The sequence below is a fragment of the Leclercia barmai genome, assembly GCF_049312895.1.
Lineage (GTDB): Bacteria > Pseudomonadota > Gammaproteobacteria > Enterobacterales > Enterobacteriaceae > Enterobacter > Enterobacter barmai.
Map to the genome: position 1 here is coordinate 396,145 of NZ_JBMNWZ010000001.1, position 25,032 is coordinate 421,176.

Here is a 25,032-nt window from a genome sequence, read left to right on the forward strand (position 1 = left end):
GAACCATCATTAGGTATAGAGGGCGTTTGCGCGACGTCAATGCGCCGGGTGGCTGAGGTTTTCGACTTTTTCAAACGCCGCGCGCAGAACCTCAGGCGTCAGGGCAATCGGCAGGGCGTGGATCGACTCCACCGGGCGCAGGGTATGGGCGATCACCCGGTCAAGCTCCTCGCGGTTGTGGATGTCTATCTCCAGCTCGCGCAGGGTGGTGGGCAGGTTAAAGCGCTGGTACGCCGCCGCCAGTTCGCGCAGCACGTCGTCCTGACCAAGCAGGGCGCTCTGCACCAGAATCCCGTACGCCACCTTGGTGCCGTGGAGGAATGGCGCGGTCTGCGGGAGTACCGTTAAGCCGTTATGCACCGCATGCGCCGCCGCCACGCGGGTAAAGCGCTCGCCGAGCCCGCCGACCATCCCGCCGCCCGCGATGATGGCGTCCACCACGTCATGAAATTCCCGGGTCACTTCGCGGCGCACCTGATCTGCCAGCGCCTGCTCGCTGTGTTCGAGCAGCACGTCGCGGATCGCCAGCGCCCCGTTAATGCCAAGTCTTACCGTCAGCGGCAGGTGTTCGGGCTCAGGTGCCAGCACCACCGCTTCATACCATTTCGCCAGGGTATCGCCGATCCCGGCCAGCAGATACTCCGCCGGGGCGTTGAGGACGATCTCGGGTTCGACCAGCACCAGGTAGTTGGCATCGTTAAAGATCTCAAAATGCAGCGCCTGCCCGGCATCGTTGTACCACACCGACAGCGGGGTCCATGCCGCGCAGGTGGCGGCGATGGTCGGAATAGCCACCAGCGGCAGACCCAGACGACGGGCCACCGCTTTGGCGGTATCCAGCAGCGCGCCGCCGCCGACGCCAATCACCACGCTGCGGTCATCCCCCGCGGCCTGCGCCAGGTCATTCACATCGCGCTCGCTGCAGTGGCCTTTAAACAGCAGCTGCTTTGCCCCCGGGGCGTTAAAGCTCTCCGGCAGGAACGGGCGGGCACCGGCAATGGCGCGTTCACCGTAGATCCACACCGCCCGGGAGAGTTGCACCGGGGTGAAAAAATCGTCCAGCCGGGCCAGGGCGCCGCGGTGGGAGTAGTAGTTTGCCGGGCCGGGAACGACGCGGATGTCAGTGTTGCTCATGATGTTGTCCTTTTTGCGAAGCGCTAACCTGATGTTATGTCTGGACATCCGGATGGCTAATACTTTTTTGCTTTATCTTATGCTTTTTCCGTCGTTGCCAGCCAGACAAGGCTGTGAAAAATTCTATAAATCAAACGATTAATTACAGGATAGCAGCGGATGACAACCAGTCGCCTCGAGATGCGTGGCATCAGCCTGGCTTTTTCTGGCTTTCAGGCGTTGTCGCGCGTTGATTTCACGTTGACGGGCGGATCGGTGCACGCGCTCACGGGCGCGAACGGCGCCGGGAAGTCCACGCTGATGGCGGTGTTGTGCGGTACGCACGGGCGCTACGAGGGCGAGATCAGCATTAACAATCAGCCCGTCGCCATTCGCGAGCCGGTGGATGCCAAACTGCTGGGCATCCATCTGGTGCAGCAGGAGGTGGACGTGGCGCTGATCCCCGGCCTCAGCATTGCCGAAAACATCATGCTCGACCATCTGGCGCAGCCGGGGCACCGCTTCCGCTGGGGCACGATGCGCGAGCAGGCCCGCCAGGCGCTGGCGCAGCTGGACGTTACCCTCGACGTGCGGCGCTCCATCGACAGCTGCACCCTGGCGGAAAAACAGCAGATTTTGCTGGCGCGGGCGCTCTCCCATCACTGCCGCTTTTTAATTCTGGATGAACCTACCGCGCCGCTGGACGCCCACGAAAGCGAGCGGCTGTTCGCCGTGGTGCGCCGACTGCAGCAGCAGGGGATCGGGGTGGTGTTTATCTCCCACCGCATTCACGAGCTGAAGGCGATCTGCGACACCTTAACGGTGCTGCGCGACGGCAAGCTGATTGAGTCCGGCCCGATGGCGGAGCTCAGCGGGGAAGCGATTGTCGAAAAGATGCTCGGCCATGAGCTGAGCGATATCTACCCGCCAGCGCGACCGCCGCACAGCCAGGAGACGCTGCTCCGCGTAGAGGGGCTGCACGACGAAGGGCTGCTGAAGGATATCTCCCTGCACCTGCGCAAGGGCGAGATTCTGGGGATCGCCGGGCTGGCGGGAGCCGGGAAAACCGAGCTCTGCAAGGCGCTGTTTGGTGCCAGCAAAAGCCAGGTGGCGAAGGGCGAGCTGAACCATCAGGCGTGGAAGCCGCGCGATCCGGCGGATTCCGTCCTGCGCGGGTTGGCGCTGGTGCCGGAAGAGCGGCGCAAAGAGGGCATTTTTATCGATGAGCCGGTGAGCATGAACCTGGCAGTGTCAGCGGATAACACCTTTTCGCGCTGGAGCCTGTTTGGTCATCGCCAGGCGTGGCGCTGGGCGGAAGAGGTGATTGCCCGGGTAGGCGTGCGTGCCCGCGGGCCGGGGCAGGTGCTGCGCCGTCTGTCGGGGGGCAACCAGCAAAAGGTGGCGATCGGCAAATGGCTGCGCGGCAACGCTCAGGTGCTGATCTTTGACGAGCCCACCAAAGGGGTGGACGTGAAGGCCAAAACCGATCTGTTCCAGCTCATTGACGGCCTGGCGCGGGAAGGCAAAGGGGTGATTTACGCCTCGGGGGAGTTTGCCGAACTGGTGGGCCTGTGCGACCGCATCTGCGTGTTGTGGGACGGGCGCATCGTGGCGGAAGTCGAGGGGGCAAACGCCCGCGAAGAGACATTACTTTATTATTCAACCGGAGGAACGGCGTCGTGAGCAAGGCCCTTTCAGTGACGGCGGCGGCGTCTGGCCGTCAGCAAATTTTCGATTTTCTCTACAAATGGGGCATGTTGCTGACGGTGGTCGCGCTGGTGGCCATTTTCGGCGTGGCGTCAGAGAACTTCCTCGATCCCAACAACATCATCAACATTCTGCGCTCCATCGCCATCGTGACGGTGATTGCCGTCGGGGTCTCCATCTCCCTGACCATCGGCGGGTTCGACCTCTCCGTGGGCTCGACGGCGTCGCTGGCGAATGCGCTGGTGATCTCGCTCTTTGTCTGGCACGGGTTTGGTACCACCGAATCCATTCTGATCACCCTCGCGCTCTGTACCCTGGTGGGGCTGTTTAACGCCTTTTTGATCGTCATCCTGCGCATTCCCGACATGCTTGCGACCCTTGCCAGCCTGTTTGTGATCCAGGGCGTGGCGATGACCTACAGCTACGGCGGGTCGATCACCGAAAATATGGTGCTGCCGAGCGGCGATATGGCGGAAGGGACCATTCCGGCGGCGTTTGGCGCGCTGGGCCAGGTGCCGACCATCGTCATCATCATGCTGGCGGTGACGCTGCTGGCGCAGCTGGGGCTGTCGCTGACCACTCATGGCCGCCGGATGTACGCCATTGGCGGCAACCCGGAAGCGGCGCGTCTGTCCGGCATTCGCACCACCCGTTACAAAGTGGCGGCCTACGTGATTGCCTCGCTGCTGGCGGGCCTGGGCGGCATTCTGCTGGCCTCGCGCATTGGCTCCTCGCAGGTGAACGCGGGCGGGGGCTACCTGATGGATGCGGTGGCGGCGGCGTGGATCGGCTTTTCGCTGGCGGGTTCCGGCAAACCGAATGCGCTGGGGACCCTGGTGGGGGCGGTGATCCTCGGCGTGCTCTCGAACGGGCTGGTGATGCTCTCGGTGCCCTATTACGCGATGGACATTATAAAAGGGCTGGTGCTTGCAGTGGCACTGGCGATTACGTACGTACAAAAACGCTAACAACACAACGGGATAACAGAATGAAAAAAGTTGCACTCTCTTTGCTGACGCTGGGATTACTGAGTTCACTGCCGGGCTATGCGGCAACGCCTGCGCCGGTTCCGGCGGCCATTGCTAACCACGACGGGCAGATCCGCATCGCGGTTATCCGTAACCTCGGCTCTGACGACAACACCACCCAGTTTGTGGCCGGTGCGATCCAGGAAGGTAAAAAGCTCGGCTTTAAGGTCAGCACCTTTTTAAGCAACGGCGACGATGCCAAATTCCAGGACTTCGTTAACCAGGCGATCAGCCAGAAATATGACGGAATTATTCTCTCCCAGGGCCGCGATCCGTACTCCACCGCGCTGGTGAAAAAGGCGGTGGATGCCGGGATCAAGGTGGCGGTGTTTGATACCGCGGTAAACGGTGAGATCCCGGGCGTGACCGTTACCCAGCAGGATGACGCCTCCCTGACCAACCTCTCGTTCGGCCAGCTGGTGAAAGATTTCAACGGCAAGGCCAATATCATCAAGCTGTGGGTCGCTGGCTTCCCGCCGATGGAGCGCCGTCAGACCGCCTATCAGGAGCTGCTGAAGCAGAACCCGGGCATCAAAGAGCTGGAGTCCATCGGCGCGGTCTCCTCCGACGTGCAGGGTGACACCGCTAACAAGGTGGGCGCGGTGCTGGCGAAATACCCGAAAGGCAAGATCGACGCCATCTGGGGTACCTGGGATGCCTTCAGCCAGGGCGCGTATAAGGCGCTGAAAGAGAACGGCCGCACTGAGATCAAACTCTACAGCATCGACATCTCTAACCAGGATCTGCAGCTGATGCGCGAAGCGGGCAGCCCGTGGGTAGTGAGCGTGGCGGTGGATCCGAAGCTGATTGGCGCCACTAACGTGCGTCTGATCGCCAACAAAATTGCCGGGGAAGCGACGCCTGCGACCTATGACTTTAAAGCCGCGGCCATTCCGCAGGCGCTGCTGTCGGCCCAGCCGGGTGCGGTGAACGTGGCGTCTCTGGGCAAGATCATTCCTGGCTGGGGCCAGACCGAAGACTTTATCGCCCCGTGGTTCGCAACGCTGGAAGCGAAGGCAAAATAAACTTTGCCGGGTGGCGGCTGCGCCTTACCCGGCCTACATTTCGCACCTGTAGGCCCGGTAAGCGCAGCGCCACCGGGCGAAAGGACTCAAATATGTCTTCATTACCTCAACCCGAATACAGCCGTAATATGCGCTTAATCGGCCACAGTGATCAGGGCGGACGCCCGGACGGCGTGCAGCTGATGGTGCATCGCGGCTTCGCGTATATTGGCCATATGGTGTCCCAGGGCTTTTCCATTGTGGACGTCCGTGACCCGAAAAACCCGAAGGCGGCAGGCTTTGTTCCCGCGCCGCCCGGCACCTGGAACGTGCATCTCCAGGCCCACGACGATCTGCTGCTGGTGATCAACGCCCGGGATCTGTTTGCCGATGCCCGCTTTGCGGATGAAAAGGTCTACTACACCCGCCAGGTGGGAGAGACGGTCAGCGATGTGCAGGACAAAGGCTGGAGCGCCGGGCTGCGCGTCTTTGATATCTCCACCCCGGATAAGCCGCGGGAGATAGGTTTTCTGTCGCTGAGTGGTATTGGAATCCACCGCATCTGGTACGTGGGCGGACGCTGGGCCTACGTCTCGGCGCTGATCGACGGCTTTACCGACTATATCTTCCTGACCATCGATCTGGCGGATCCGCGCAAGCCGCAGGTTGCCGGGCGCTGGTGGCTGCCGGGAATGAACCAGGCGGCAGGGGAAACCCCGGACTGGCCGGAAGGCAAACGCTACGCGCTGCACCACGCCATTATCGCGGGCGATACCGCCTACGGCAGCTGGCGCGACGGCGGTCTGACGCTGCTGGATGTGAAAGATCGCAGTCAGCCGAAGCTGATCAGCCATCGCAACTGGAGCCCGCCGTTTGGCGGCGGTACCCATACCGCGCTGCCGCTGCCGGATCGCGACTTGTTAGTGGTGCTGGACGAAGCGGTGCTCGACAATCAGGAGGACGGCGAGAAGCTGATCTGGCTGTTTGATATTCGTGAGCCGTCGAACCCAATCAGCATCGCCACCTTCCCGCAGCCAGAGGAGCGGGATTATGTGGCGAAAGGGGCGCACTTCGGGCCGCACAATCTGCATGAAAACCGGCCCGGGAGCTTTGTCAGCTCGACGCTGATTTTCGCCACATATCAGAATGCCGGGGTGCGTGCCTACGACATTTCGAATCCGTATCGCCCGGTGGAAACCGGGGCGCTGGTGCCCGCCGCGCCGGAGAAGATGATGGATACGCGGCCCAACCGTCCGCAGGTGATCCAGTCCTGTGACGTGTTTGTCGATGCGCAGGGGATTATTTACAGCACGGATTACAACGGCGGGTTGTCGGTGATTGAGTATTTAGGGTGAAGGAAAATCGTAGGCCCGGTAAGCGTTAGCGCCACCGGGCAAACAGACCGCACCTAACTGTACTGACGCACCCGCGCCAGCAGATCGTCCACGCTGTCGATGCGATCGGCAATCACAATCAGGGCCTTGCCCAGGGTAATGGCGTGGCGCAGGCATTCGTGGCGCATCTCGTCATCACGGATGGTGTCGATATCGGCCACGTGCGACAGGCCCACGCTGCGGCGGATCAGTTCGGTGCCGCAGAAGCCAATGGCGTCATGCCAGACCTTTTTCAGAAACGCGCTGGCATAGCCCGGCACGCTGAGCGCCGCATCGCGGGATTTTTCTGCGGCCAGAGCCTGGAAACGTTCTGCGAAGGTGGTCCACAGCTGCTGAATATCAATCAGACGCTGTTCACGTCCGGCGGCCGCGTCGCGGATGCCCAGATGCCCCGGCAGGCCGCAGAAGTTCAGCAGCAGGTTGCCGATGGCCGTGCCGATATCAAAACCCATCGGGCCGAAATAACCAAACTCCGCATCAATGGCCTTCAGGCTGCCGTCGGCGACAAAAATCGAGCCGCTGTGGATGTCGCCATGCAGCAGCGCTTCGGCCTGGGAGAAGAAGCGGTGCTTCAGGGCGGCCACGGCAATTTTCAGCTGATCGTCGTTGCGCAGGGCGGCGACGTCGCTTTCCAGCGCCGCCGGGTAGTTATTACGCTCGTGGATCTGGTACGGATCGTTGAAGAACAGATCTTCGGTGATCTCGCACATTTCCGGGTTGATGAACTGCGCCACCTGCGCTTTTTTGGCGTGCGGGTGCAGGTAGAAATCGCTGGTGTGGAACAGGGTGTGGGCGAGATATTCACCCAGCTGGCGCGCCGCCTGCGGGTAGTAAACGTTGTTGATAAGCTCGCCGCGCCAGATCTTATGACTGGAAAGATCTTCCATCACCATCACCGCCAGCTCCGGGTCGAAGTGGTGGATTTTCACCGTATGCTGCGGGCTGTGCTGATAGTGTTCCACCAGGGTTTGCGCTTCGAGACGGGCGCGGTCCAGCGTCAGCGGCCAGGATTCGCCCACGCAGCGCACGTAGGGCAGGGCCTGCTTAACGATGATGCGGCTGACGCCCTGGTTATCGAAAATTTTAAACACCAGATTGAGGTTACCGTCGCCTACCTCCTGCGCCTCCACCAGCGAGGAGGGATCATCGAGGCCTCCAAACTGTTGGGCATACGCCACGGCGTCCTGAGCGGTAAAGGTATGGTATTGCGACATTGCCTGTTCCTCATCTGTTCCGGTAATAAAGACATTTAGACGTCTATACATCTGAATTTTATCCTGACACAATGTGCTACAACAACGCAACAGAGAATTAACGACATGCAGAGATTACAGACGACCAGCCTGCGGGTGACGGAAAATCAGCTATTTATTCTCGACCAACAGGCGCTTCCGCAGGAGAAACGCTGGCTGGATGCGACAACGGTAGAGGCGCTGGTGGGGCATATTCACGCCCTGCGCGTGCGGGGCGCGCCGCTGATTGGGCTGTCTGCCAGCCTGTTGTTGGCCCTGCTGGCGGAGAACGGCCAAAGCCGGGATGAACTGGCGGCGGCGCTGGAGACCCTGCGCGCCTCGCGTCCGACGGCGGTGAACCTGATGAACAATCTCGACCGCATGAAGCAGGCGCTGTGGCAGGAGGATTTTGTCCCGGCGCTGGTGGCGGAGGCGCTTCGCCTGATCGACGAAGATAAGCAGCTCTGTGACGCCATCGCCCGCGCGGGCAGCGAGCTGGTGAAGCCGGGCAGCCGTCTGCTGACCCACTGCAACACCGGCGGGCTGGCGACCGCGGGCGTGGGCACGGCGCTGGGGGTGATTGCCCTTGCGCATCAGCAGGGCAACGTCAGCAACGTCTGGGTGGATGAAACCCGTCCGCTGCTGCAGGGCGGCAGGCTGACGGCCTGGGAGCTCGGCGAGCTGGGCGTGCCGTACAGGCTAATCACCGATTCGATGGCGGCCAGCCTGATGGCCAAAGGACTGGTGGATGCGGTGTGGGTGGGTGCAGATCGCATTGCCGCCAACGGCGATGTGGCGAATAAAATCGGCACCTATTCCCTGGCGGTGCTGGCGAAATTCCACGGCATTCCGTTCTATGTTGCTGCTCCGCAAACGACGCTCGATCCGAACTGCCCGAACGGGGAGGCGATCCCTATTGAACAGCGTGATGCCCGGGAAGTGACCGGCGTGGCGGGGAGCTTCGGGGCGGTGCAGTGGGCACCGGTTGATGCAGAGGTGTATAACCCGGCGTTTGACGTTACGCCTGCGGCGCTGATCAGCGGCTGGGTGCTGGATAGCGGAGTGGTGTGGCCTGAGGATGTGGCGGGCGGGGTGTTTGGGGCATAGTGCGGTCTGAGTAATGCCGGGTGGCGGCTTCGCCTTACCCGGCCTACAAAACCTGGTTTTGTAGGCCCGTGCAAGGGCAGCGCCGCCGGGCATGGCACGGCGCTAGGGCAACCTTGGATACGCATCCGCAATGGCGTCGCCCGTAAACTGCGCCACCCAGCCTTCGGGGTTATCGAAGATGCGAATGGCGGTAAAGTTCGGCTCGGAACCCATATCAAACCAGTGCGGCGTCCCGGCGGGAACGGAGATCAGGTCGTTTTTCTCGCATAAAACCTGATAAACCTGGTCGTCAATGTGCAGGCAGAACAGCCCGGCACCTTCCACAAAGAAACGCACTTCATCTTCGCCGTGGGTGTGTTCATTAAGAAACTTCGCACGCAGGGCCTCTTTTTGCGGGTTATCCGCACGCAGGCTGATCACGTCCCAGCTCTGATAGCCCTTTTCCGCCACCAGCTTGTCGATGGCGTGCTGGTAAGCATTAATCACCGCCTCTGGCGCCGGATCGCGGCCTAAGTCACGGTCGGCTTCCCAGCGCTCAAAGCGGACGCCACGGGCGTTAAGCTGTTGTGCGATGGCGTTGGCATCAGTGCTGTGCCACTGCGGCTGTCTGGCTTCTTTGTCGGAAAAAATGGTCAATGCGCTCATGAAGGGATCTGCTCCGGATTGATGTCGTCAAATTGATGCACCTGATGATGGTGGCTGGCACCGTCATCATCGCCGCGAATCAGCTGCAGGGTACGAAAGCCGGCCTGTTCAGCGGCGTCCAGCTCCTGGTGAATATCCGACAGGAACAGGATCTGCGAGGGCGCGACGTTAATCTGGGCCGCAATGTTCTGATAAGACTGCACCTCGCGCTTGGCACCCACGTGGGTATCAAAGTAGCCGCTGAACAGATGAGTAATATCACCTTCGTCGCTGTAGCCAAATAACAGTTTCTGCGCCGCCACGGAGCCGGAGGAATAAACATAGAGATCAATACCCTGCGCTTTCCATTTTTCAAGGGAAGGCAGAACGTCCGGATAGAGATGGCCGGTGAAGTCGCCGTTGAGGTAGCCCTCCTGCCAGATGATCCCCTGCAGCGCTTTCAGCGCCGTGGATTTGCGATCTTCGTCCATAAACGCAAACAGGGTGTCAATCAGTTCGCGGGTGCTGGCCTGCGGCGCGGCAATCTCTTCACGCAGGTTGTCCAGAATGGTGTTGACCGGCTCGGCATACTGCTGCGCATTAACAAACGCGGCCAGCCGCTCGCGCGCGTAGGGGAACAGGACATTATGGACAAAACGAATATCGCTGGTGGTGCCTTCAATATCCGTCACAATCGCGCGAATCATACTCTCTCCAGTTGTCGTAAACGCATCTCGCACTCGAACAGGAATTCGAGGCCTTCAAGATGACGCCGGGCTTCTGCCACGTCGCGTCCCCAGCAGGTTAAGCCATGACCGCGCAGAAGAAAACCATAATTCAGCGGGCGCTCCCGGGCGTAATGGGCGATACGCGACGCCAGCGCGTCGATATTCTGGTCGTTATCAAAGAGGGCTACCGGGACGGTATCCAGATGCGTGGTCTGTCCGCTGAGCGATTTTTGCATCTCAAAGCCGCTAATGTGTAGTTCAGGCCCTGTGACCAGTCGTGACAGTACCGTCGCGTTGACCGTGTGAACGTGCAGTACCGCGTTTGCGTCCGGGAAGAGGCGATAGACCAGCGTATGCAGACCGGTTTCGGCGGAGGGTTTTCGCCCGGAGGGGGCGCGGTTGGTGGCAATTTCAACCTGCAGGAAATCAGCGGTCCTCAGGCTGCCTTTGTCTTTACCGGATTCGCTGAGCCAGCACCAGGTATCGTCCTGGCGTACGGACATATTGCCGCCGGTGGCGGGGGCCCAGCCTTTTGCGCCGATCCAGTGGCAGGCTTCGACCAGGGCGGTGAGTTGCAGGTTGTCTGTCATCTTCCTTCTTACCTCTTCGGCCAGGAATATCATTATGGTTTAGACGTCTAAGTGTCTTGATTGCCAAATACTAGCATCGTGTTATAGTGGCAGCAACATTTGTGTTACATACAGGCCCGTCGAAATGAGTAATAACCCACTGATTCCACAAAGCAAACTCCCCGGTCTCGGCACCACCATCTTTACGCAGATGAGCGCTCTGGCGCAGCAGTTTAACGCCATCAATCTGTCGCAAGGTTTTCCCGATTTCGATGGGCCAGAGTATCTCCAGCAACGGCTGGCTTACCATGTGGCCAACGGCGCAAACCAATATGCGCCGATGACCGGCGTGCAGCCTCTGCGTGAGGCGATTGCCGACAAAACTGCGGAGCTGTATGGCTACAAGCCGGATGCCAACAGCGACATCACCGTCACCGCTGGCGCAACCGAAGCCCTGTACGCCGCCATTACGGCGCTGGTGCGGGCGGGCGATGAGGTGATCTGCTTTGAACCCAGCTACGACAGCTATGCCCCGGCGATTGAGCTGTCGGGTGGCGTGGTCAAGCGCGTGGCGCTGCAGCCGCCGCATTTCCGCCCGGACTGGCAGGCCTTTACAGCGCTGCTTGGCGAGAAAACCCGGCTGGTGATCCTCAACACCCCGCATAACCCGTCGGCGACCGTCTGGCAGCAGGCGGATTTTGCCGCCCTCTGGCAGGCCATTGCGGAGCGTGAAATTTATGTCCTGAGCGATGAAGTGTATGAGCACATCTGCTTTGCCGACGCGGGGCATGCCAGCGTGCTGGCCCATCCGCAGCTGCGGGAGCGGGCCGTTGCTGTGTCATCGTTTGGCAAAACCTTCCACATGACCGGCTGGAAAGTGGGGTACTGCGTGGCGCCTGCGGCCATCAGCGCCGAGCTGCGCAAGGTGCATCAGTTCCTGACGTTCGCCGTCAACACCCCGGCCCAGCTGGCCATTGCTGATATGCTGCGTCATCAGCCGGAGCACTACCGTGAACTACCGGACTTCTATCGTGCCCGCCGGGATCGCTTTATCGACGCACTGAGCGACAGTCGTCTGGAGATCCTGCCCTGTGAAGGCACCTACTTCCTGCTGGCGGACTACAGCGCGATTTCCGATCTGGACGACGTCAGTTTTTGCCAGTGGTTAACCAAAGAGGTGGGGGTAGCGGCGATCCCGTTGTCGGTGTTCTGTGCCGATCCGTTCCCGCATAAGCTGATTCGCCTCTGCTTTGCCAAACAGGAAGCCACGCTGCTGGCGGCGGCGGAGCGGTTAAACGCGCTTTAAAAACAGGATGGGAGGCTGAACATTCAGGTTGTTATTTACTTCATCCGGAATGTTCAGCAATTATTTAATTTATTACCGACTTTATAAACTGGGCAAAGATATCGCTATTAAGCGCCGTTTTGTTATAGAGCATGTATAAATTTGCGGTAGGTAATTCAATCTGCGTATCAAATTTACGAATGTTCATCGAATGACGGTATTGCTCGAAGGTACTCTCCGGCAATACGCCAATCAAATTTGACGAACTGATGATCGATAATAAGGAGACAAAGGAGTCGCTGCGAAACGCGATGTTTCTGTGTGGCATGGCTCTGTCGGTATGCGCCTGAAATTCTTTCACCCCCGGTTTATCGCTAATCAACTGGGTAAATTTCTCATTTTGCATCTCCTCAATCGTCGCAAAGGCGCCAATGCGCGGATGATCTTTACTACACACATAGGTAAATTTCATCGTCTTGAAATGGGTGCAAACAACCGAGTGATTCTCGACGGGAGTAAAGTTAAATATCAGGTCAGCTTTTCTGTAGGCCAGTAAATCTTCTGCACTTTCCCCGGATAGCAGCACATCCTGAAGTTCTACGGTGTAGTTGTACTCTTCCATCAGGGAAAGCACCGGATTCAGTATGTTGTGCGGCGTCAGGATCTGCGGGCAAAAGATATGGATCTGCTTTTTCAGCCCGGGCGTGTTCATCATGTGAATGGTCTGCTCTATCTGGTTGAGATTTTGTTCCAGATGCAAATGCAGATTGATGCCAACCGTCGTCGGGGTAATGCCTTTTCCTGAGCGAATGAACAGCGGATCGTTTATCTGATTACGCAGTCGTTGTAACGACTGGCTGACGGCAGAAGGGGTGATAAAAAGCGTTTCTGCGGCCTTGCTGATACTCAGGTGCTGATAAATGCACTCAAATATAACCAACAGATTAAGGTCGAATTTTTTAAGATCGTAGAGATTAGCCATGTTTCATCCTGAGTAGACTTTTTGTTACTGCGGTTATATACACAATGATTATAGAAGTTAGTTAGCCATTCACCATCCATTTGATCGGATAACTTAACTGAATTTAAATTCAGGCTTAATATATCATGGCTGTAGATTAATAAAATAAAGGCTACGCATTTATTGGAATAAATTTATCTGCGAAACGCTGGCGGAAGTATTGAATTTCTCCCGCCAGCCTGGTATTAACGCGATCCCATCATAGTATTCAATTGTTCTTTATCGGAAAGTCCGACCACCTGCTGTAATTCCTGCTGAGCGTTCATGTAACAGACTGCCGGGGCGAACGTCTTAAATCTTTATAAAACAACGGCAAAGCCATGATTAGATAAAACCTATCGCAGCCATAGATATTACAACGTCTTTGCCAATTGCCCTTTAGTAGGGTGAGTGGTGTAATCCACTTCGCTGCTACGACCTTGCTAAAGGTAATGTAGAGCGCAACACATCGCCAGCTTTGGCTGGCACCGAAGAGCCCCTGGGTTAGTCGGGTATCAGGGCCGCCGTCAGGCGGCCTTTTTACTTTGGTTCATCAGGGTTTCGTAAAACGTTGTTAGGTATTGCTGATTGATTTGATACGGCAAACGCATTAGCCGGTTTGCTTAAAGTTGGTTACCTTAGCTCTCAACGAAAACACGGAGGAAGTACAGATGTCTTTAATCAACACCAAAATTAAACCTTTCAAAAACCAGGCGTTCAAAAACGGTGATTTCGTAGAAATCACTGAGAAAGACACCGAAGGCCGCTGGAGCGTGTTCTTCTTCTATCCAGCAGACTTCACTTTCGTTTGCCCGACCGAACTGGGTGACGTTGCAGATCACTACGAAGAACTGCAGAAGCTGGGCGTGGACGTTTACTCTGTCTCTACCGACACCCACTTCACCCACAAAGCATGGCACAGCAGCTCAGAAACCATCGCGAAAATTAAATACGCGATGATCGGTGACCCGACTGGCGCCCTGACCCGTAACTTTGAAAACATGCGTGAAGACGAAGGTCTGGCCGATCGTGGCACCTTTATCGTTGACCCGCAGGGCATCATCCAGGCCATCGAAGTTACCGCTGAAGGTATTGGCCGTGACGCATCCGACCTGCTGCGCAAAATCAAAGCGGCTCAGTACGTTGCTTCTCACCCAGGCGAAGTATGCCCGGCGAAATGGAAAGAAGGCGACGCGACTCTGGCTCCATCCCTGGACCTGGTTGGCAAGATCTAAATCTGTAAAGCCCGGCGGCGCTGCGCTTGCACGGGCCTACCGATTCGCTTTTAACGGGTGCGTCGCACCCGTTATTCCCTCAACACCATGATGCAAGTTGCATTCAGGCAGCCCGGATAAGGCCGCTTGCATGATGATGTTTTTTAAGCAGGAGATGAATAATGCTCGACACAAATATGAAAACCCAGCTCAAAGCCTACCTTGAGAAGCTGACCAAACCTGTTGAGCTGATTGCCACGCTGGATGACAGCGCTAAATCGGCAGAAATCAAGGAACTGCTGGCGGAAATCGCCGACCTGTCTGAAAAGGTGACTTTCAAGGAAGATAACGGTCTTGCCGTGCGCAAACCTTCTTTCCTGATCGCTAACCCAGGCTCCACTCAGGGTCCGCGCTTTGCCGGTTCCCCGCTGGGCCACGAATTTACCTCACTGGTGCTGGCACTGCTGTGGACCGGTGGCCATCCGTCCAAAGAGACGCAGGACATGCTTGCGCAGATCCGCGACCTGGACGGGGATTTTGAGTTCGAAACCTACTACTCGCTCTCATGCCATAACTGCCCGGACGTGGTGCAGGCGCTGAACCTGATGGCGGTACTGAACCCGCGCATCAAACACACCGCTATCGACGGCGGCGTGTTCCAGAACGAAATCACCGATCGCAACGTGATGGGCGTTCCGGCGGTCTTTGTGAACGGTAAAGAGTTTGGTCAGGGTCGTATGACGCTGGCAGAAATCGTCGCCAAAGTGGATACCGGCGCAGAAAAACGTGCCGCAGAAGAGCTGAACAAGCGTGATGCCTATGACGTGCTGATCGTCGGTTCTGGTCCTGCGGGGGCGGCGGCTGCGGTTTACTCCGCCCGTAAAGGTATTCGCACCGGTCTGATGGGCGAGCGCTTTGGCGGTCAGGTACTGGATACGGTGGACATTGAAAACTATATTTCCGTACCGAAAACTGAAGGCCAGAAACTGGCTGGCGCCCTGAAAGCGCACGTCAGCGAATATGAAGTGGATGTGATCGACAGCCAGAGCGCCAGCAAACTGGTGCCTGCGGCGCAGGAAGGCGGCTTCCATCAGGTTGAAACCGCGTCTGGCGCAGTGCTGAAAGCGCGCAGCGTGATCATTGCCACCGGCGCCAAATGGCGCAACATGAACGTCCCTGGTGAAGATCAGTATCGCACCAAAGGGGTGACCTACTGCCCGCACTGCGACGGCCCGCTGTTTAAAGGCAAGCGCGTGGCGGTCATCGGTGGGGGCAACTCGGGTGTGGAAGCGGCTATCGACCTCGCCGGTATCGTTGAGCACGTCACGCTGCTGGAGTTTGCGCCGGAGATGAAGGCCGATCGGGTCCTGCAGGATAAAGTACGCAGCCTGAAGAACGTCGATATCATCCTGAACGCGCAGACGACCGAAGTGAAAGGCGACGGCAGCAAAGTGACCGGGCTTGAGTACCGCGACCGCGTGAGCGGCGATGTGCACAGTGTGCCACTGGCCGGGATCTTCGTACAGATTGGTCTGCTGCCAAACACCACCTGGCTGGAAGGCGCGATTGAGCGCAACCGCATGGGCGAGATCATCATTGATGCCAAATGTGAAACCAGCGTGAAGGGCGTATTTGCGGCGGGCGACTGCACCACCGTGCCGTACAAACAGATTATCATCGCTACCGGCGAAGGGGCGAAAGCGTCACTGAGCGCCTTTGATCATCTGATTCGTACCAAAACAGCATAAGAACGTAAGACAACACCTGCAATGTGAAGAGGCTACCCTGGGGTAGCCTCTTTTTTTTATCTCACCACCAGCACCGGAATGAAGGCGTGGCGGATGACGTTAGAGGCGTTCGAGCCCAGCAGATGGGTGGAGATGGACGGGTTACGTGACCCGATCACCACGATATCGGCTTTCAGCTCGCTGGCCACCTCGTTGACCACGTCGCGCACGTTACCAAAACAGACATGGGTGCGGATCCGTGAGGGATCGATGCTGAAATGGCTGACCATGGTCTGCAGCTGGGTCTTCGCTTCCTGCTCGATATGCTCTTCGAAGCGGCGCATATCGGCGGCGAAGCGATGCAACCCGAAGGTGGCAGAGCCCGGTAATACATGCAGTAAGTGAATAATGCCATCCTGCTGCGCGAGGAATTCAGCGTGGCGAATCGCCTTGTCGCTCAACTCCATCTCAAAAACATCCACCGGCATAATAATCGTCTGGTACATACCCGTTTCTCCCTGTTATTTACGCTTAATCCATTCAAACACAAAATATAAATAGATTCTGATACCTCGGTGACACTTTTTAATATCGCTTCGTTTGCTGGCGTTTTGCCGCATCGCTTCCTTGCCAGGATTATTCCCAAAGCCGTCCATTTCCCCTGTATATCCCCGGCGATAGCTACCCTTTGAAGGTAAACCCGTATTTTTTCTCTGAAACCGGAGGTCAAATGAAAGCATTGACGTACCACGGTCCACACAGCGTTAAAGTTGAAACGGTACCCGATCCGGCCATCGAACAGGCTGATGATATCATTCTGCGCATCACCGCAACCGCGATCTGCGGTTCTGACCTGCACCTCTATCGCGGGAAGATACCGAAGGTAAAACATGGCGATATCTTCGGGCATGAATTTATGGGCGAAGTGGTGGAGACCGGACGAGAGGTCAAAAACCTGAGCAAGGGCGACCGGGTGGTGATCCCCTTTGTTATTGCCTGCGGCGACTGTTTCTTCTGCCGCATGCAGCAGTATGCCGCCTGTGAAAGCACTAACACCGGGCAGGGCGCGGCCCTGAATAAAAAGCAGATCCCGGCCCCGGCGGCGCTGTTTGGCTACAGCCATCTGTATGGCGGGGTGCCCGGCGGCCAGGCGGAGTATGTCCGCGTGCCAAAAGGCAACGTTGGCCCCTTTAAAGTGCCGCCGGTGCTTTCAGACGATAAAGCGCTGTTCCTCTCCGATATCCTGCCTACCGCCTGGCAGGCGGCCAAAAATGCCCAGATCACCCGGGGCAGCAGCGTGGCGGTATTTGGTGCCGGGCCGGTGGGGCTGTTGACCCTTGCCTGCGCGCGCTACCTGGGCGCCGAGCAGCTGTTTATTGTCGATCACCACGATTACCGGCTGCGTTTCGCCGAGATGCGTTACGGCGCTATCCCCATCAACTTTGATCGCGACGAAGACCCCGCCGAGAAAATCATCGAGCAGACCGCCGGAAATCGCGGCGTGGACGCGGTGATCGACGCGGTAGGCTTTGAGGCGAAAGGGAGCACCACGGAAACGGTATTAACCAATCTCAAGCTCGAGGGCAGCAGCGGCAAGGCCCTGCGGCAGTGTATCGCGGCGGTGCGGCGCGGTGGGATTGTCAGCGTGCCGGGCGTCTATGCCGGCTTTATTCACGGTTTTCTGTTTGGCGATGCCTTCGACAAAGGGCTCACCTTCAAGATGGGGCAAACCAACGTTCACGCCTGGCTTGGCGAGCTGTTGCCGTTAATTGAGAAAGGGCTGCTGAAACCCGAAGAGATCGTTACCCACTATATGCCGTTTGAAGAGGCGGCTCGCGGCTACGAGATCTTTGAAAAACGTCAGGAGGATTGCCGGAAAATCATTCTGGTGCCCGGTGCGCAAAGCGCGGAAGCGGCAAAAGATCGGGTTACAGGACTGGTTAACCCTGTGCCTGGGGACACGCTTTTGTAATGAAAGAGAACGGAAAGAGGATGCCCGGGCATCCTCTGGGTAAAGCGCTTAAACGCTTATTCAGATGGGATTAGCGCAGGTATTCGCCCGCCGCTTCAGGCTGCCAGAGCAGTTCCAGCACCTCCAGATGCGTGGCGGTACCGCCCGGCAGCTCCCAGTGGATGGTATCGCCGGTACGCAGTCCAATCAACGCGGCACCCACCGGCGCCAGCACCGACAGCTGCGTGCTGCTGTCGGTCATCTGCGCCGGGTAAACCAGCGTGCGGGTGCGCACTTCGCCATTGGTCAGATCGCGAAACTTCACCTTGCTGTTCATGGTCACCACGTCGGACGGCATGTCCTGCGGAGCGCACATCTGGGCGCGATCCAGTTCTGCGTTCAGGGCATCCGCGATGGGCAGCGATGCAAAGGCCGGTTGCTCCAGCAGGCGGTCGATACGTTCAGCATCGAGTTCGTTAATGATAATTGTGGGTCTGGACATTATTTACTCCATGTCGTTAATGCTGCGACAGCCGCAGAAGAGATGCCAAAAGAAAACCCTCGCCATCCGGTAGCGAGGGTTTAACTACCCCTGATAATACTGAGTCTGCGCCCGGGTTTGAAGTGATGGTTGTCACATTCATGGCGTGGATGTAGTCCGGGGGCATCAGCTGGGTCGATAGTATGAAATTCAAGCGAAAAAAGTGATCCTTCTGAAATTTGGATTATCCTTCTAATGCGCAGGTTATGTAGCGTGACACACCCATAACAGCAGAACAACGAAGACTGTAGCACCTAATTCAGTCTTACTTTTCTACGGATTGCGTTACGCTGATCCTCTTGGGGCAGGGGGATGAGCGAAGCGTAATCCGTGCCTGCCGGTGTGAATCATGAACCCAACCAGAGAGCGCTATGTATTTCTACCAACCTTCCCAGGGACACGGCCTGCCGCACGATCCTTTAAACGCCATTGTTGGCCCACGTCCGATTGGCTGGATTGCGTCGTGCGATCCTGAAGGACGCCCCAATCTGGCGCCTTACAGCTTCTTCAACTGTTTTAACTACCACCCGCCAATCATTGGCTTTGCCAGCTCGGGCTGGAAAGACAGCGTGCGCAATATTGTCGAGACCAAAGAGTTCGTCTGGAATCTCACCACTCGCGATCTGGCCAGCGCCATGAATGAGACCTCGGCCAGCCTGCCGCACGGCGAGGATGAGTTTCTGCGTGCCGGGCTGACCAAGGCCGAAAGCCGGCTGGTGAAGGTGCCGCGCGTTGCCGAAAGTCCGGTCAACTTTGAGTGCCGCCTGTCGCAGTGCATCCAGCTTACTGCCGCCAGCGGCGCGCCGGTCGATACCTGGCTGGTGCTGGGGGAAGTGGTGGGGATCCACATTGACGAAAGCCTGCTGCATGAGGGGATCTATCAGACGGCGAAAGCGCAGCCGGTGCTGCGCGCCGGTGGCCCGACGGCGTACTTCGCCATTAGCGAGGATCAACGCTTTGACCTGGTCCGCCCGGACGCGCGAAAAGGGTAAGGCCTCAGTAGCCGATTTTGTCGATCACAAACTGTTTCCCGCAGTTGCCCGGATGCGGCTGCGGGGCAAATGAGGCTGTGGCCAGCGGGGCGTTGATGCTGGCCGCGGTGAGCGACATCTGCATCTCCGTGAGATACGCCGGGTTGCCGCTGCAGCTGAGCTTAACGGCTTTGACCGTGGCGGGCCCCCAGCTTCTTGCGACCGCGGCATCGAAGGCGCTGCGGGTGACGGTTTTGCCGTAGTTCTCTGCGAGGAACTGCCCCAGCGGGCTGGCTTTCACTTCCTGGTTCATGCGCACCATGGTGCCGAAATAGGCGTCCGGATCGAAGCCGAAGCAGACCCCGTGTTTGGCATATTCGTAACGCTCAAGGCAGGAGTTACCGCCTGCACCGGGCATCACCTCGTTCAGCTTAGCGGCCCCGGTCAACGACAGGCCGGTCTCTGCGGCGTCGCATTTACGGCTGGCTTTTGCCTCCGGCATATTCGGGATGGGGCGGGTTGCGCAGCCATAGCGCATCCAGCGACGATCGTCGACGCCGCGGGCCGCGATAGACTTCGGCAGGCCCGGCCACAGGCCATGCACGGTGAGGATGGTCGTTTTGTCGTCACGCTCTTTTTGCAGGCGACACTCGTCCGGCGCTGCGCGGTTGCGGTCATGCAGGCTCTGGCAAAAACCAGACTGCCATGAGAGCGCCAGCACGTAGCGATCGAAATCTGCATATTGCGTCGCCTGAAGCGGGGCTGCCAGGGCTGGCAAAGCGCACAGCGCGACTGCGGTTGCGCTGACAGGCAAAACGAAATCCTTTCTGAACATGTCAATTCCTGATGGTTGTAAGCAAAATATTGCTGGGAGTTATTAAAGCACAAAAAGCGCCCGCAGGCGCTTTATGCTGTGGGATGGCTTAACCCACGGCGGTGCCAGGCACCAGCACTTCAGTGGCAATAATGACGATGACCAGCCCAACCAGCACCGGAACAGAGGTGCGTTTCACCACTTCGAACGGCGAGATTTTTGCCATCCCGGCCACGGCGACTACCACGCCGGACACCGGGGAGATGGTACGGCCCAGGTTGGAGGCCTGCAGCATTGGGATGGTGAGATAGGCCGGGTTGATGCCGGACGAGTGCGCCAGCTTCGGGATCATCTCCACAAAGGCATAGAACGGCGCGTTACCGGAGCCGGTGGTCATCGCCGCCAGCATGGTCAGCACCACCAGCACCATCATCAGGATAATGCTCGCCGAACCGAAGGAGGTGGCAATCGAGATCAGGCTCTGGATAAAGCCGATGGTGCTCAGTCCCTGGGCAAAGACCCCGGCCGCAACCAGCAGCATGACCACGCCGGCGAAGGCGTCCGCCATGCCGCGATAGGCCACTTCCAGGCCGCTAAAGACCTTCTGGGTATTGAAGCCGCGCACAAATTCCAGCACCGCGGCAATCAGCATGCAGAGCACCAGGATGGTGATGATATGCAGCTCCGGGCCCCATTTGCCGTCGAAAATCAGCACCCCGATAATCGGCGTGAACGGCAGAATGGCATAGAAGGAAGGGGCGGTAGTGGTGATTTCGCTGACGTCGAGACGCTCGTGAGAGATGTTCTCTTTTTTATCGAGGTAGCGCTGCCAGAAGAAGTGCGCAATCGCCATGCCGATAATGGCGGCAATCGAGATCGGCAGGGTGGTTTTAAAGGCGAAATCGATCAGCGGCATCTCGGCGGCTTTGGCGGCCAGCACCACGTCACCGGAGGTAGGCGAGAGAATAATCGCCGCCGGAGAGGCACAAATAGCCGCTGCCGCACCGCGGCTGATCCCCACGTTAACCATCACCGGGAACAGGGTCGCCATCAGCAGTACGCCCAGGCCGGTTGCCGACGAGACGGCCAGCGACATCAGACAGGCCACGAAATAGGCGGCAATCATCAGCAGGTAAGGGGAGTTGATGTAGCTCAGCGGCTTCGAGGCCAGCTTGACCACCATATCGTTGGCGCCAATGTGGGTCATATAGGCGGCAAACCCGCAGAGCATCATGATCATCATCCCCAGATCGCCACCGCGGCTCATCAGCAGGATTTTGATGTACTCAATAATGTCGGTCGCCGTGTAGCCGGTGCTGGTGGCGCTGGACGGAAGCACCTTGTGTCCCATCAGGGCGCTGACAATAAGCAGCGCAAGACCGCCGACAAACAGCACCCCGGTAGCGGAGTAACCTTTGATAATGTAGCGTGCGACGCCGACAATGACTATCACCCCGATCAGGAGCTCGATAAACGTTAGCATGGATCCCTCTGTTTCCCGCCGCCCCAGAGCGAAAGGATAAATAAACAATGAAAATAAGGTGACAAAATGTGCCGAAATAATGGCCCGGCCTCGCTGACTAAAATCAATAAATCTACTACTAAAGGGGCGTTCCTCCCGATTTTGCTGCTGCTGCGCGATTTATCTGCGCTGGTTGGTCCTGTTGTGGGGCCTTTGTCGCTCGGTGCGAATGACCAGGGGGCAGGCAGGGTATTGCGTTGCTGAAAATAGTGCTACTGAGATAATAAAGATTATATTTGTGTTGGTTTAGCTGAGGTTTAAAATGTCCTGGATAAACGTGTCATGACGACGAGTTAATGTTTTGTTTTCCGCCGCATAAATTGTGAATTTATCGTGCTCAGAATGCATGGCATAGTTCAGCATTATTATGCTGCTGTATTTAATAAAATGATGATTCATTGAAGAAACCGATTTGCACCTCCATGTCCATCTGCGCTAGTGCACAGCCGCCTCGATGCGCTAAGGCAGTGGTGGCGGGCCACCGGCAGTGGTGTTAGCTGTACTTTGCTGTATAAGTTGTTGCATCAACATAATATTTCTTAATCAGCGCTTAATTACTCCTTAAGCGTGTGTTGTATTACCAGGAGTATTCTTATCCATTCGAGTTAATAATTAAGATTTACGCCAATGCTGTCAGGTTTTCATTCATCTATTCTGTGCAAGAACACGCAGTGAATATGAGAATGGTAATTTTATTGTGAAATTTTTTAATAAGCCTGTCCTTATTTTTTCTTTTATTTTTGCTCAGTTACCTTTTTCTACTGCGGCAACGGCTAAAGACGTACCTCCTCTCAGAGCCTGGGTCAAAACTATCCACAACGATATGGTTGAAACCTGGGAAGAACCCCAGCATTACGATCTTTATGTACCCGCCATCACCTGGCATGCCCGCTTTGCTTACGACAAAGAGAAGACCGATCGCTACAACGAGCGTCCGTGGGGGGCTGGCTTCGGTCAGTCACGCTGGGATGAAAAAGGGAACTGGCACGGCCTTTACGCGATGGCGTTCAAAGACTCATACAATAAATGGGAGCCCATTGCAGGCTACGGCTGGGAGAAAACCTGGCGTCCGCTGGCCGATGACAACTTCCATGTGGGACTTGGCTTTACCGCCGCAGTGACGGCGCGCGATAACTGGAATTACATCCCCATTCCGCTTGCCCTGCCGCTGGCCTCCATAGGGTATGGTCCGGCGACCTTCCAGATGACCTACATCCCCGGAACCTATAACAACGGTAACGTTTACTTCGCCTGGATGCGGTTCCAGTTTTAACTGAAAAAACTTTACGTACTGGCGATTTAATAGCCAGTTGTTGAATCGTAAAGGATAAAAATTGGGGCGCAAAATTTAACGCGACTTTTGTCACTTTTCTTCAAAAAGGCGCTGGACAAAACCGCTCACAATTGTTGTACTGATACCCGACACAGCATTTGTGTCCAATTTTCATGTAAAGGTAATTTTGATGTCTAAGATTAAAGGTAACGTTAAGTGGTTTAATGAGTCCAAAGGATTCGGTTTCATTACTCCGGAAGATGGCAGCAAAGACGTGTTCGTACACTTCTCTGCAATCCAGAGCAATGGTTTCAAAACTCTGGCTGAAGGTCAGCGCGTTGAGTTTGAAATCACTAACGGTGCCAAAGGCCCTTCTGCTGCTAACGTAATCGCTCTGTAATTCAGACGAGACAGCCAGAATTTCAAAACCCGCTCATTGAGCGGGTTTTTTTCGTTTTGTCTTAGCTGAACAAGTACAGTCTCAAAAAGCTGGCAACGATCGCCAGGCTCAGCAATACCATCCCCGCGCTTGTTATTTTCTCTTTCATGGCGACACCCCTCAGTGTATGTGGTGACAGGGTGCCTGAGAAAAATTAAGCCAACATTAAGGCCTGGGTATTTAATGCGCGTTAACCGCAGAAATTAACCAGAATGCGAGCGCGGTCATCATTAGCGAGCCCAGCAGGTTGACGGCGATGTTCAGCAGCGCCCATGCCGCCCGCCCATCCTGTAACAGAAACACCACTTCTGCTGAAAATGTCGAGAAGGTGGTCAGCCCGCCGCAGAAGCCGGTGGTAATCAATACTTTCCAGACCGGATCGATGTGAGTCATTCTGTTGAACCACGCCAGCCCCAGGCCAATAATAAATGCGCCCAGGAGATTGGCTGTCAGCGTGCCGAACGGGATCTGCTGATGAAGCGGATTAAAGCGCATGCTCAATAGCCAGCGCGCTACGCTTCCTGTGCCCCCACCGATAAAAACGGCTAAAAGTAGTTGAAACACGAACAATACCTGCTGTTTGATGTGTAAGGGCTATGAGTGTAACGCCGTTTAATGCAGGGGGAAAATATGTACGTTGCGGTTGGACAATTTGCAGTAACAGCGGACTGGCAAAAAAATGCCGGAACCTGCGTTTCACTGATGGCTCAGGCGGCAGAGCAGGGGGCATCATTGCTGGTGCTGCCGGAAGCGCTGCTGGCGAGGGACGACAACGATCCTGACCTCTCCGTAAAGTCAGCCCAGCAGCTTGACGGAGGTTTTCTGACGCTGCTGCTGGCCGAGAGCGCGCGTAATAACCTGACCACGGTGCTGACCGTGCATGTCCCTTCTACTGCGGGCAGAGCGATTAATACTCTTGTTGCCCTGCGCGGCGGCAGGATCGTAGAGCAGTACGCCAAACTTCATCTTTATGATGCGTTCAGTATTCAGGAGTCCAGACTGGTTGATGCTGGCTCGGTTGTACCGCCGCTGATTGAAATCGACGGCATCCATCTTGGATTAATGACCTGCTACGATCTGCGCTTTCCGGAGATGGCGTTGAACCTGGCGCTGGCGGGGGCAGAAGTGCTGGTCCTGCCTGCGGCCTGGGTCAGAGGGCCGCTCAAGGAGCACCACTGGTCTACGCTGCTGGCAGCCCGCGCGCTGGACACCACCTGCTATGTGATAGCGGCAGGGGAGTGCGGCAATAAGAATATCGGCCAGAGCCGCATAATCGATCCTCTTGGCGTAACGATAGCGGCAGCCGCCGAGGGTTCTGCGCTGCTGCTGGCAGAGATTAGCCGGGAACGTATCATCCAGGCGCGCCAGCAGTTGCCGGTCCTGCGCAACCGACGCTTCGCGCCGCCGCAATTATTGTGAGTTTTTTAAACAACGCTTGATTCACCTTGTTACAGATTGCTATTGTGTGCGGGCGTCAAATGACCGTTAATAAGGTCGGGTTTTTAAGGCGCGCAATGCAGCCTGTTTACGTCAAGAAGGTATCTATGGGTGAAATTAGTATTACCAAACTGCTGGTGGTAGCCGCACTGGTTGTCCTGCTGTTTGGTACCAAAAAATTACGTACGCTGGGCGGAGACCTGGGTGCTGCCATCAAAGGCTTTAAAAAGGCGATGAATGACGATGACGCAACGGCGAAGAAACCTGCCGACGCGGATATCGCAGCCGAGAAACTCTCTCACAAAGAGTAACGGCAATTGCCATATGGCTTTTGAAAGAAAAAAACCGGCCT

Annotated in this window: 25 protein-coding genes; 14 read left to right on the top strand and 11 right to left on the bottom strand. The window is 56.9% G+C overall.

The window, feature by feature from the left end; all coding sequences use genetic code 11:
- Positions 1-36: 36 nt before the first annotated feature.
- Positions 37-1,134, bottom strand: a complete 1,098-nt coding sequence (locus ACOYA6_RS01795; protein WP_422653932.1) for an oxidoreductase — start codon at positions 1,132-1,134, stop codon at positions 37-39.
- Positions 1,135-1,293: 159 nt separating this feature from the next.
- On the opposite strand from ACOYA6_RS01795, the gene ACOYA6_RS01800 reads away from it, so the two are divergent.
- From ACOYA6_RS01800 to ACOYA6_RS01815, 4 genes are all read left to right on the top strand, one after another.
- Positions 1,294-2,796, top strand: a complete 1,503-nt coding sequence (locus tag ACOYA6_RS01800) for a sugar ABC transporter ATP-binding protein (RefSeq protein ID WP_223074899.1) — start codon at positions 1,294-1,296, stop codon at positions 2,794-2,796.
- A complete protein-coding gene (locus ACOYA6_RS01805) occupies positions 2,793-3,788 on the top strand; it encodes an ABC transporter permease (protein WP_039031390.1) in 996 nt (331 codons plus the stop codon). The genes ACOYA6_RS01800 and ACOYA6_RS01805 overlap by 4 nt, the downstream gene beginning before the upstream one ends.
- A 20-nt stretch (positions 3,789-3,808) precedes the next feature.
- Positions 3,809-4,873 (top strand): sugar ABC transporter substrate-binding protein, encoded by a 1,065-nt coding sequence (locus tag ACOYA6_RS01810; protein WP_039031389.1) that lies wholly within the window; start codon positions 3,809-3,811, stop codon positions 4,871-4,873.
- Between the two features lie 92 nt (positions 4,874-4,965).
- Positions 4,966-6,207, top strand: coding sequence for an LVIVD repeat-containing protein (locus ACOYA6_RS01815; RefSeq protein ID WP_422653933.1), 1,242 nt, complete (start codon positions 4,966-4,968; stop codon positions 6,205-6,207).
- Positions 6,208-6,260: 53 nt separating this feature from the next.
- Here ACOYA6_RS01815 and mtnK read toward each other — a convergent pair whose 3' ends face one another.
- Entirely contained in the window at positions 6,261-7,460 is a 1,200-nt protein-coding gene (gene mtnK / locus ACOYA6_RS01820) for an S-methyl-5-thioribose kinase (protein WP_422653934.1), read from the bottom strand.
- A gap of 105 nt (positions 7,461-7,565) precedes the next feature.
- Between mtnK and mtnA the strand changes: the two genes are divergently transcribed.
- Positions 7,566-8,585, top strand: a complete 1,020-nt coding sequence (mtnA, locus tag ACOYA6_RS01825; RefSeq protein ID WP_422653935.1) for an S-methyl-5-thioribose-1-phosphate isomerase — start codon at positions 7,566-7,568, stop codon at positions 8,583-8,585.
- Positions 8,586-8,687: 102 nt separating this feature from the next.
- Here the strand turns inward: mtnA and ACOYA6_RS01830 are convergent, their stop codons facing one another.
- From ACOYA6_RS01830 to ACOYA6_RS01840, 3 genes are read right to left on the bottom strand one after another with little or no spacing between them, the layout of a single operon-like run.
- Entirely contained in the window at positions 8,688-9,230 is a 543-nt protein-coding gene (locus tag ACOYA6_RS01830; RefSeq protein ID WP_422653936.1) for a 1,2-dihydroxy-3-keto-5-methylthiopentene dioxygenase, read from the bottom strand.
- The gene (mtnC, locus tag ACOYA6_RS01835; protein WP_039031384.1) at positions 9,227-9,916 is read right to left on the bottom strand and encodes an acireductone synthase; all 690 of its coding nucleotides are present in this window, start codon (positions 9,914-9,916) and stop codon (positions 9,227-9,229) included. The genes ACOYA6_RS01830 and mtnC overlap by 4 nt, the downstream gene beginning before the upstream one ends.
- A complete protein-coding gene (locus ACOYA6_RS01840) occupies positions 9,913-10,527 on the bottom strand; it encodes a methylthioribulose 1-phosphate dehydratase (protein ID WP_422653937.1) in 615 nt (204 codons plus the stop codon). Before ACOYA6_RS01840 ends, mtnC begins: the two co-directional genes overlap by 4 nt.
- A gap of 124 nt (positions 10,528-10,651) precedes the next feature.
- On the opposite strand from ACOYA6_RS01840, the gene ACOYA6_RS01845 reads away from it, so the two are divergent.
- A complete protein-coding gene (locus tag ACOYA6_RS01845) occupies positions 10,652-11,812 on the top strand; it encodes a pyridoxal phosphate-dependent aminotransferase (protein ID WP_422653938.1) in 1,161 nt (386 codons plus the stop codon).
- A 64-nt stretch (positions 11,813-11,876) separates the two neighbouring features.
- On the opposite strand, the gene citR is transcribed toward ACOYA6_RS01845, so the two are convergent.
- On the bottom strand, positions 11,877-12,773 hold the full coding sequence (citR, locus tag ACOYA6_RS01850; RefSeq protein WP_223074895.1) for a DNA-binding transcriptional repressor CitR: 897 nt from the start codon (positions 12,771-12,773) through the stop codon (positions 11,877-11,879).
- A gap of 689 nt (positions 12,774-13,462) precedes the next feature.
- Here citR and ahpC point away from each other — a divergent pair.
- The gene (gene ahpC, locus ACOYA6_RS01855) at positions 13,463-14,026 is read left to right on the top strand and encodes an alkyl hydroperoxide reductase subunit C (protein ID WP_032617008.1); all 564 of its coding nucleotides are present in this window, start codon (positions 13,463-13,465) and stop codon (positions 14,024-14,026) included.
- A gap of 161 nt (positions 14,027-14,187) precedes the next feature.
- A complete protein-coding gene (ahpF, locus tag ACOYA6_RS01860) occupies positions 14,188-15,753 on the top strand; it encodes an alkyl hydroperoxide reductase subunit F (protein WP_422653939.1) in 1,566 nt (521 codons plus the stop codon).
- A 56-nt stretch (positions 15,754-15,809) separates the two neighbouring features.
- Here the strand turns inward: ahpF and uspG are convergent, their stop codons facing one another.
- Positions 15,810-16,238, bottom strand: coding sequence for a universal stress protein UspG (gene uspG / locus ACOYA6_RS01865; RefSeq protein ID WP_422653940.1), 429 nt, complete (start codon positions 16,236-16,238; stop codon positions 15,810-15,812).
- Between the two features lie 224 nt (positions 16,239-16,462).
- Between uspG and ACOYA6_RS01870 the strand changes: the two genes are divergently transcribed.
- A complete protein-coding gene (locus ACOYA6_RS01870) occupies positions 16,463-17,704 on the top strand; it encodes a zinc-dependent alcohol dehydrogenase (protein WP_039031378.1) in 1,242 nt (413 codons plus the stop codon).
- A 70-nt stretch (positions 17,705-17,774) separates the two neighbouring features.
- Here ACOYA6_RS01870 and rnk read toward each other — a convergent pair whose 3' ends face one another.
- Positions 17,775-18,185, bottom strand: a complete 411-nt coding sequence (gene rnk, locus ACOYA6_RS01875; RefSeq protein WP_039031377.1) for a nucleoside diphosphate kinase regulator — start codon at positions 18,183-18,185, stop codon at positions 17,775-17,777.
- A gap of 410 nt (positions 18,186-18,595) precedes the next feature.
- Here rnk and ACOYA6_RS01880 point away from each other — a divergent pair, with 410 nt between their 5' ends.
- Positions 18,596-19,216 (top strand): flavin reductase family protein, encoded by a 621-nt coding sequence (locus tag ACOYA6_RS01880; protein ID WP_039031376.1) that lies wholly within the window; start codon positions 18,596-18,598, stop codon positions 19,214-19,216.
- Between the two features lie 4 nt (positions 19,217-19,220).
- Here the strand turns inward: ACOYA6_RS01880 and rna are convergent, their stop codons facing one another.
- On the bottom strand, positions 19,221-20,030 hold the full coding sequence (rna, locus tag ACOYA6_RS01885) for a ribonuclease I (RefSeq protein WP_138369605.1): 810 nt from the start codon (positions 20,028-20,030) through the stop codon (positions 19,221-19,223).
- Between the two features lie 88 nt (positions 20,031-20,118).
- A complete protein-coding gene (gene dcuC, locus ACOYA6_RS01890; RefSeq protein WP_039031374.1) occupies positions 20,119-21,492 on the bottom strand; it encodes an anaerobic C4-dicarboxylate transporter DcuC in 1,374 nt (457 codons plus the stop codon).
- A 736-nt stretch (positions 21,493-22,228) separates the two neighbouring features.
- On the opposite strand from dcuC, the gene pagP reads away from it, so the two are divergent.
- Both pagP and cspE read left to right on the top strand, forming a co-directional pair.
- Positions 22,229-22,804, top strand: a complete 576-nt coding sequence (pagP, locus tag ACOYA6_RS01895; protein WP_251929718.1) for a lipid IV(A) palmitoyltransferase PagP — start codon at positions 22,229-22,231, stop codon at positions 22,802-22,804.
- Positions 22,805-22,994: 190 nt separating this feature from the next.
- Complete coding sequence (gene cspE / locus ACOYA6_RS01900) at positions 22,995-23,204, top strand: transcription antiterminator/RNA stability regulator CspE (protein WP_002439184.1); 210 nt, start codon at positions 22,995-22,997, stop codon at positions 23,202-23,204.
- Between the two features lie 219 nt (positions 23,205-23,423).
- On the opposite strand, the gene crcB is transcribed toward cspE, so the two are convergent.
- A complete protein-coding gene (gene crcB / locus ACOYA6_RS01905) occupies positions 23,424-23,807 on the bottom strand; it encodes a fluoride efflux transporter CrcB (RefSeq protein WP_039031372.1) in 384 nt (127 codons plus the stop codon).
- Between the two features lie 66 nt (positions 23,808-23,873).
- On the opposite strand from crcB, the gene ACOYA6_RS01910 reads away from it, so the two are divergent.
- Both ACOYA6_RS01910 and tatE read left to right on the top strand, forming a co-directional pair.
- Positions 23,874-24,662 (top strand): deaminated glutathione amidase, encoded by a 789-nt coding sequence (locus ACOYA6_RS01910; RefSeq protein ID WP_422653941.1) that lies wholly within the window; start codon positions 23,874-23,876, stop codon positions 24,660-24,662.
- A 125-nt stretch (positions 24,663-24,787) separates the two neighbouring features.
- Positions 24,788-24,991, top strand: coding sequence for a twin-arginine translocase subunit TatE (tatE, locus tag ACOYA6_RS01915; RefSeq protein ID WP_223074890.1), 204 nt, complete (start codon positions 24,788-24,790; stop codon positions 24,989-24,991).
- The last annotated feature ends 41 nt before the right edge of the window (positions 24,992-25,032 follow it).